Source organism: Desulfurella sp. (assembly GCF_023256235.1).
Taxonomy (GTDB): domain Bacteria; phylum Campylobacterota_A; class Desulfurellia; order Desulfurellales; family Desulfurellaceae; genus Desulfurella.
This window is the reverse complement of record NZ_JAGDWY010000071.1, coordinates 1-7,586: the sequence shown is the minus strand read 5'-3', so window position 1 is coordinate 7,586 and position 7,586 is coordinate 1. Positions and strand designations below refer to the sequence as shown.

Here is a 7,586-nt window from a genome sequence, read left to right as displayed (position 1 = left end):
AAAGTCCGGACGACAAATTGATAGAAATCATTGAGCTAAAAAACCATCCTTTTTTTATTGCAGTCCAATTCCACCCTGAATTTCAATCACGGCCATTAAATCCCCACCCGCTTATTAAAGCTTTTATTAGTTACTCATATGAATCAAGACGAGCTAAAAAAAGAGATATCTGAGAATAAGTTTAGAAATCTATACATTTTTAACAGTGATGATTACTTCCTAAAACAAACTTACATAGAAAGGTTGTCTAAAATAACTGGTTTAAGTGTTCAAAAACACACATATGAAACATTCAAAGAATTTTTAGAAGATATACCGCGCTTGTGTTACTATGATTTATTTTATAATAAGGTTATAAAACATATTAGACTTAACTTTGAACTTGAACAAATAATAGATATTAAACACACAGAAAATATATTAATTTTAGATCCTATTAAGTGCTCGAGTAAAATTAAATCTGATTCAATTGTAAATTTTAGACCTCTAAGTGAAAAAGAAATAAAAGCGTATTTAAAAAATAAGCTTAAATACATTGATACACATTTGTTGGAAAAAATAAGCAGTAGTCCTTTTTATTCTAATGCTACTGCTTTAAATTTGTTAGTAGGAAAGCTTTCTTTGTCTAAAAATTACGACGAGATTGATTTTCTAGAAAAAGAATCATCTAGTTTTGAAGCCATTGATGCTATAGTAAATAATGATTTTGATACATTCTGTTCGTTTATAGATAGGTATGATGATTACCCTTTAGTTCTAATTTCAATGTTATCAACAATTTTTTTTAATGCCTTTTTAGCTTTACATGATGTAGAAGAATCTAAAAAAAATTACTACAAAAATATTGTCCAACGATTAGGAATAGAAAAACTTGAAAGTTTGATAACTATTTTGTATGATTTGGATAAGTTGTATAAAAGCGCAAATATTCGTAACTTACTGCCATTAAAATTAAAAATTTTTAACTGGATGGTGCAAAAGTGAAGAAATTTATCTTTGTAGTACACAATCACCAACCTATAGGCAATTTTGATAGTGTATTTGAAGAAGCTTTTAATAAAGCTTACCTACCATTTCTTGAAGTAGCCTCTAAGTTTGACAGCTTTAAGTTTGCAATTCACTATTCTGGACCACTTCTTAGGTGGCTTGCGAAAAACAAACCTGATTTTATAAATCTTGTTAGAGATATGGTATCAAAAGACAAAGTAGAAATACTTGGTGGGAGCTTCTCAGAAAGTATTTTGCCTGTTTGGGATTTTGATTCATCAAAAGCTCAAATTGAATACATGAATAATTTGGTTTATGATTTATTTGGTTGCAAGCCTTCTGGAATATGGCTTGCTGAACGCGCTTGGGAACCAAATTTGCCAAGTGTCATTGATCCACTTGAGTATGTAGTAATAGATGATATACATTTAAAACGCTGTGGTGTTCAAGAAAATGAAATTCTAAATACTGTTTTTGTGGCAGATAATGTTTTTTCAAAGGTTAAGCTTTTGGCTTCAAATGAAGTTTTACGCTATACTATACCTTTTAGACAACCTCAAGAAACAATTGATTACTTTAATAATTTTGATGATGAATCATTTTTTGTATTTGCAGATGATGGAGAAAAATTTGGTATATGGCCTGGTACATACGATTGGGTTTACAAAAGTGCCTGGTTAGAGAATTTTTTAAATCAGATTAGTAACGTTGTAGAATTTATTTTGCCGAAATATTTTTTTGCAAACTACACTGGTTTGCTAAAAAGAGCTAACCCACCCACTGGTTCATACACTGAGCTTGGTGAGTGGGCTTTGGATTTTGATGCTCAGAAACAGTACAATGACTATATGGACAAAATTAAATCTATGGATTTGTATGATTCTAAAAAACATTTCATGCAAGGTGGTACATGGCGCAATTTTTTGGCAAAATATGATGAAGCAAATAACATGCATAAGCGTGTATTATTCGTAAAACAATTTTTAGACATGAAAGATAAACAAAAAACTGAACAATTTTTTGATGCACAATGCAATGACGCTTATTGGCATGGTATTTTTGGTGGATTATATATGCCACACTTAAGAAATGCAGTTTACGAAAATATTATATCTGCGGCTAATTTTGAAAATCCCGTAACTTCAGTAGATATAGATAATGATTATTGCGTTGAACATGTTTTGAGCAATAGTATTTTTAATGTTTTTGTTAAACCTAATTATAGTGGTTCAATTTTTGAGTTTGACATAAAACCTTTTAATTTTAATATCACAAATACAATAAAAAGACATAAAGAATTCTATCATACAAAAATTGATTATAAAAAACAAAATTCTGGTGTTGAAAGTATACATTCAGAAATTTTCGCCAAAGAAAGTGGTATAGAAAACTTTATTTTTTATGACAAAAATAATAGGTATACACTGGTGGATCATTTTGTAAAAAAAGAATTAACACTTAAAGAAATTTTTGAGAGTTCTTTTAACCAAATTAATGACGTGTTAAAATATAATTCTACTGCACTGGATTACAGTATCCATTTAGAAAACAAACAGTTTGGTATAAGAAAAGTTTATACTATAGATAACTCAAGTCTTATGGTTGATATTTACAATACACAAGATAAATATTATCTGTATGAAGAGTTAAATTTTACTTTTTTGAGCGCATTTTTTGATAAACAAATTATTATAAATGAAAAAGAATACAATATGGATTCTTTTATCGAAGAAGAAACTGATAATATTTTGTTTGCAGACAATTATAGAAAGATTTACTTTAATGTAAGCTTTACGCCATCCAAGGTTTTACTTGTTCCCGTATACAGTGTTTCTTTATCGGAAAGTGGTATAGAAAAACTTTATCAGCAAACCTCTTTATTTATTAAATGCGATATGCCTATGTTTAGCGTGAAATTTAATTTATTCTAAAGAAGGCGATCTCGCCTTCTTTAGAAATACTTAGCGGTTAAGCAAAGAGTCAATTTCCTTTAAGCGATCTTGGAGGTAGCGTTTTTCTTCTTCTAATAGCTCTTTATCATAGTTAGCGCCATATGATCGAAAACCCCAGCCAAATCCTCTTGCCCAAAAACCTCTTCCTCTACCTAAACCTCTGCCCAAGCCTCTTCCGTACCATCTTGGTGCATATGTGCTATCGCTAGCCCAAAGTGGTCCTCTTCCATCTCCAAATGGCATACCACACCTCCTAATTAATCATTTTTAATGCTTCATCGATGTTTTTTTCTTGCGTTTCAATGCATTTTATGCCAGATTGCTCTAAATTATACCTCATTCCATCTCCAATTTCTCTTGCCAAAAACACACCTACATTTTGCCTTGCAAGTAGTGTTGGTATAATTCTTCCAGCACCCAGGCCCCTGCCATTGTGCGAGTGGAGTGGTACTGAATCTTTTATATTTTCAATAAGCGGGTTTTGAATTTGAGAAACTAATTGATTATTTTCGTAGATATTAAAGTACTTGCTTAGCGCTACATGCTTTGATATATTTTTGCCATCACTGGTTGGTATTGCTACTCTCATTAGTATCACCTCCTTCTTCAATAACTAAAGCTTTGCCATTTAATAGGCAATCTGCTACCTTTTTTCTTGCACTTTCTATTGTTCTTCCAAATGTAGTGCGAGAAATATTCATACGCTGTGCGCATTCTTCCTGATATAAGCCTTCATAATCAGCAAGCCTTAGGGCTTCAAGTTCATCGTGCAAAAGCACATTTACATCTAATTCATTAAAAGGCATGCTACATGGCTTAAAGCATTTAACTTGAGGTTTATATTCTATAAACCTTCTGCGCCAACGGCTCCTCACTCAACCTCCTTTATGGTCATATGCCCATAAAGAATATAAGTCTTATTTGGACATATGTCAAGTATAATTTTGATTTTTTATTTTTTGTTGTTAAAATAGTTTTCTATTAGCTCTTTTGCGTTTTTATAATTGCTATTTGGAAATTCGATTATCTGTATATTTTTTTCTTCAAGTGCCTGTTTAATGTGCTTGCCTATCTTTAAAACCAAAACTGCGTCAATATCACCAAGTGCTTCAACCTGTTTTCTATGAAATTCAACATGATCTTTGGAGCTATCTTCTTCTTTTTCTTCGTGTTCTTCAATAAGGTTTTTAATTAGATGGCTAAATGTTGAATCGTTAAATATTGCAAAATAGGGTGCTTGACCGGTTCTTGGAAAAATTTCCAGAGAATTATCCTTTACAGGTACAGCGATTTTCATCTATAGCCTCCTTGTGATTTTATTGAATATTGAACTGAATAGCCATAAAATAAAAAATGTTATTACAATTGTAGCTCCAGATGGAGTGTTTAGATAATATGAGATAAAAATAGCGCTTATGCATGAAATAATAGAAAATAAAATCGACCACAAAAGGACGCTTTTATAGCTTCTTGCCATATTCATGCCACTTAGAGCTGGCAATACCAAAAAGGCATTAACAAGTATTATGCCTATTAATTTTACACTTAATACAATCACAATTCCTAAAAAGACCAAAAAGAGAGAATAAAACACATCAACATTTATGCCGTTTATTCTTGCTAACTCTTCATTGAATGTAATAAGTTGCATGTGTGAAAAAAATACACTAAATAGTATTAACCCAATAGACAGAAGTATTAGGGAATAAACTATATCGCTTGTGTTTATTGCAAGTATATCGCCAAATAGCATGCCAAGTAAATTGGCAGAATAACCAGAAGAAAAGCTTAACACAACAGCGCCCAAAGCCATTGTAAAAACGAACATTACATTTATAGCGCTGTCTTTGCTTAAACCCTTTCTATACAAAATACCTATAAGTAAAGCAGTTAGGGTAGCAAACCCGACTGGTAAAAAAAGTGTGGTTAAACCAAAAAGGTAATTAAAGGCAAGCCCACCAAAAACAGAATGTGATATGCCAACACCTAAAAAATTTAATCGTTGTAAAACTATAAAATAACTCAAAATTGATAGCAGTATTGATAAACTAATGCCTACAATTAACGATTTGATAAAAACATCCAGTATTATTTGGTTTTGTAAAATTGACATGATTCACACCCATTAGAATGTACAACAATATTTGTATCAGAACCATACAAAACAGAAATAAGTTTAGAATAATCAATATTTTGTGGTTTTTCGCTACAGTGAAGTTTTACATTTAAGCACATAATCCTATCCACAAACCTGCTAACAGCACCAATATCATGACTAACCAAAATTATAGTTGTATTATTTTTTTGTTTTTCTTCAACCAAAATGTTATACATTTTTTCATTGAATACAGCATCAAGAGCCGTGTTGGGTTCGTCTAAAACTAAAATTTTTGGTTTTTTAAGCAGACACCTTCCTAATTCTACTCTTTGTTTTTGACCACCGGATAATTCTTTTAAATATTTGTTTTCGATATCTAAAATCCCAAATCTATCAAGCATCAATCTTGCATTTTCAACTACATGTTTATCTGGTTTTTTAAAAACACTAAATGGTTTGAAATTTTCTATAAGCATAATGTCTATTACCCTAAGAGGCATAGACCAGTTTATACTTGTTTGCTGAGGTAAATATGATACTTTGTTTTTTGCAATATACTCTTTAGGGTCTTTTCCTTCAATCAAAACTTTTCCACTTGTTGGCTTAATTAGCCCTAGCATAATTTTAATTAAAGAAGTTTTGCCTGCTCCGTTTGGTCCAATTATGCTTACAAATTCTGAAGTTTTAATAATAGCACTTATATTATCAAGTACCAGTTTTTTATCGTAAATCAAACTGACATTTTGAAACTCAATCATTTATAGCACGTTTTAATTCTTCTAAATTGTACTTAAGTAATTTTGTGTAGCTATCTTGATTATTGTTTTTTGAGTTTCCAAGTGGGCTTAAGTATACTGGTTTGTAATGTTTTTCCTTGGCTATTGCTTGAGCTTGTTTTGATCTAAAAGCATAGATTACAATGCCTTTTTTGCATTTGCAATTTTCTAAAAGTTTAAAATTTCCTATTGAAAGTTCGCCTGAGCCTTCTTCAAGCATTTTAGCGCATGGTTTTTGACCAAAGCTTTCAAGAAAATAATCAAATGCAGGGTCTACTTCAATAATGCATATATTTTTATTTTTAAATAGATTTTCATAATTTGTCTGAATATGCGATATTTGTTGACTTAAATGTTTGGCGTTTTGCATAAAAAATTGACAGTCTTTTGAGTCAATTTTGCATAAATGTTTTGCGATTTCAAATACTGCAGTATTTTTAACAAAATTCATATCAAGCCAAATATGAGGGTTTGCGATTGTTTGTCCTTTTAATACTTTTTTTCCAATAGGATTTGTGTAATAGTCTGAAAGCATTAAAATATTACCTTTTATATTGTTTTTTACTTTATTAAACCAGAATTCAAAACCATAACCAACGCCAATAAATAAATTTGCTTTGGATAATTCCTGTACATCTTTTGGTGTTGGATTAAAGAAGTGAGGGTTTGCGTTTTCTGGTACAATAAATTGTGTATCTATTTTGTTTTGACCAATTTGTTTTGTAAGGGCACTTAAAATATAGGTACTTGTAACAACAAGTGGTTTTGAGAATGCATTTTGTACAAAAAATAAAACAAATAAAACAATAAATAATGATTTTTTCATTTACTTTCCTCCATAAAAACCTTGTTATAAAACTCATCAATATTTGTCAACTCAGCTACAGCCCAAAATGGTTTGTGTTTTTCCTGATCTATTGGAACATTATACAGGTTTTTGGATTCAAATTCCAGCAAAACACCGCCTGATTCTTCAACTATAAGTTTTGCAGCTGCAAAATCTATGATTCTGGAAGGCTGAATATGAAAAAAAACATCTATCCTGCCACAGGCTAAATAACACAAATCTAGTGCCACACTGCCCATTGATCTTACACGATAAAAGCTTTTATAGATTTTTTTTAAATCATCTAAATTAGTTTGTCGCTTTATCCCTTCGATTGCTGCAATGTAATTTTTTAATGAGAGTTTTTTTATTTGTTTACCGTTTAAATAAGCACCATTAGATTTAGAAGCAAAAAACTCATCTGATGTTGATAGATTTAAAACATACGCTTCATTTATGAAGTCGCTTGAATCTGATGTAGAATAAGCAATAGAAAAAGCGCTGTATGGTATACCCCTTTTGGCATTTAGACTTCCATCTATTGGATCAACTATAAATAATGGGTACTTTTGTCCAAAATCTAAAAATCCACTTTCTTCACTAAGTAATGTGCATTTTATTGATTCTTTTATTATTGATTCGACAACGATTTCCTGAGCTTTTTTGTCAATATACACACTTACATCACCAAAGGGATTTTCTTCAAACTCAAAGCTTGCTATTTTTTCACCAAAAAATTTATTTAATTGTTGTATTTTTTTTCCTAAATCTTTAAAAAAATCAACGTATATCATATTCAATTTCTTCTATGGCTTTTATGACGTCTTCTATAAGCCAGTTTGGTGTACTCGCACCTGCTGTGATGCCTACATTTTCAATACCTTCAAACCAATCTTTTTTTAATTCTTCTTTTGTTTCTATGTGGTAGACTTTTTTGCAAAAGTTAA

The 7,586-nt window shown here is 30.7% G+C and carries 11 protein-coding genes and 1 pseudogene; 3 read left to right on the top strand and 9 right to left on the bottom strand.

The window, feature by feature from the left end:
• From Q0C22_RS07820 to Q0C22_RS07810, 3 genes are all read left to right on the top strand, one after another.
• On the top strand, positions 1 to 173 hold a 173-nt coding region (locus Q0C22_RS07820; RefSeq protein WP_367172131.1), incomplete at its 5' end, for a gamma-glutamyl-gamma-aminobutyrate hydrolase family protein.
• On the top strand, positions 139 to 984 hold the full coding sequence (locus Q0C22_RS07815) for a hypothetical protein (RefSeq protein ID WP_291493474.1): 846 nt from the start codon (positions 139 to 141) through the stop codon (positions 982 to 984). The genes Q0C22_RS07820 and Q0C22_RS07815, both read left to right, overlap by 35 nt.
• A complete protein-coding gene (locus Q0C22_RS07810) occupies positions 981 to 2,918 on the top strand; it encodes an alpha-amylase/4-alpha-glucanotransferase domain-containing protein (RefSeq protein WP_291493472.1) in 1,938 nt (645 codons plus the stop codon). The genes Q0C22_RS07815 and Q0C22_RS07810 overlap by 4 nt, the downstream gene beginning before the upstream one ends.
• A gap of 30 nt (positions 2,919 to 2,948) precedes the next feature.
• On the opposite strand, the gene Q0C22_RS07805 is transcribed toward Q0C22_RS07810, so the two are convergent.
• From Q0C22_RS07805 to Q0C22_RS10490, 9 genes and pseudogenes are all read right to left on the bottom strand, one after another.
• Positions 2,949 to 3,182, bottom strand: coding sequence for a DUF5320 family protein (locus tag Q0C22_RS07805; protein WP_291493470.1), 234 nt, complete (start codon positions 3,180 to 3,182; stop codon positions 2,949 to 2,951).
• 10 nt (positions 3,183 to 3,192) lie between these two features.
• Positions 3,193 to 3,528 (bottom strand): NifB/NifX family molybdenum-iron cluster-binding protein, encoded by a 336-nt coding sequence (locus Q0C22_RS07800; protein WP_291493468.1) that lies wholly within the window; start codon positions 3,526 to 3,528, stop codon positions 3,193 to 3,195.
• Positions 3,503 to 3,814, bottom strand: a complete 312-nt coding sequence (locus tag Q0C22_RS07795) for a DUF134 domain-containing protein (protein ID WP_291493466.1) — start codon at positions 3,812 to 3,814, stop codon at positions 3,503 to 3,505. The genes Q0C22_RS07800 and Q0C22_RS07795 overlap by 26 nt, the downstream gene beginning before the upstream one ends.
• Before the next feature lie 77 nt (positions 3,815 to 3,891).
• The gene (locus Q0C22_RS07790; RefSeq protein WP_291493464.1) at positions 3,892 to 4,236 is read right to left on the bottom strand and encodes a NifB/NifX family molybdenum-iron cluster-binding protein; all 345 of its coding nucleotides are present in this window, start codon (positions 4,234 to 4,236) and stop codon (positions 3,892 to 3,894) included.
• Positions 4,237 to 5,052: a metal ABC transporter permease gene (locus tag Q0C22_RS07785; protein ID WP_291493462.1), complete on the bottom strand. Its 816-nt coding sequence runs from the start codon at positions 5,050 to 5,052 to the stop codon at positions 4,237 to 4,239.
• The gene (locus tag Q0C22_RS07780) at positions 5,028 to 5,795 is read right to left on the bottom strand and encodes a metal ABC transporter ATP-binding protein (protein ID WP_291493460.1); all 768 of its coding nucleotides are present in this window, start codon (positions 5,793 to 5,795) and stop codon (positions 5,028 to 5,030) included. Before Q0C22_RS07780 ends, Q0C22_RS07785 begins: the two co-directional genes overlap by 25 nt.
• Positions 5,788 to 6,639 (bottom strand): metal ABC transporter substrate-binding protein, encoded by an 852-nt coding sequence (locus Q0C22_RS07775; protein WP_291493458.1) that lies wholly within the window; start codon positions 6,637 to 6,639, stop codon positions 5,788 to 5,790. Before Q0C22_RS07775 ends, Q0C22_RS07780 begins: the two co-directional genes overlap by 8 nt.
• Positions 6,636 to 7,433 carry an inositol monophosphatase family protein gene (locus Q0C22_RS07770; RefSeq protein ID WP_291493456.1) on the bottom strand — a complete coding sequence of 266 codons (798 nt, stop codon included), beginning with the start codon at positions 7,431 to 7,433 and terminating at the stop codon, positions 6,636 to 6,638. The genes Q0C22_RS07775 and Q0C22_RS07770 overlap by 4 nt, the downstream gene beginning before the upstream one ends.
• Positions 7,420 to 7,586: pseudogene (locus tag Q0C22_RS10490) on the bottom strand (hypothetical protein); the annotation flags it as partial. The pseudogene Q0C22_RS10490 and the gene Q0C22_RS07770, both read right to left, overlap by 14 nt.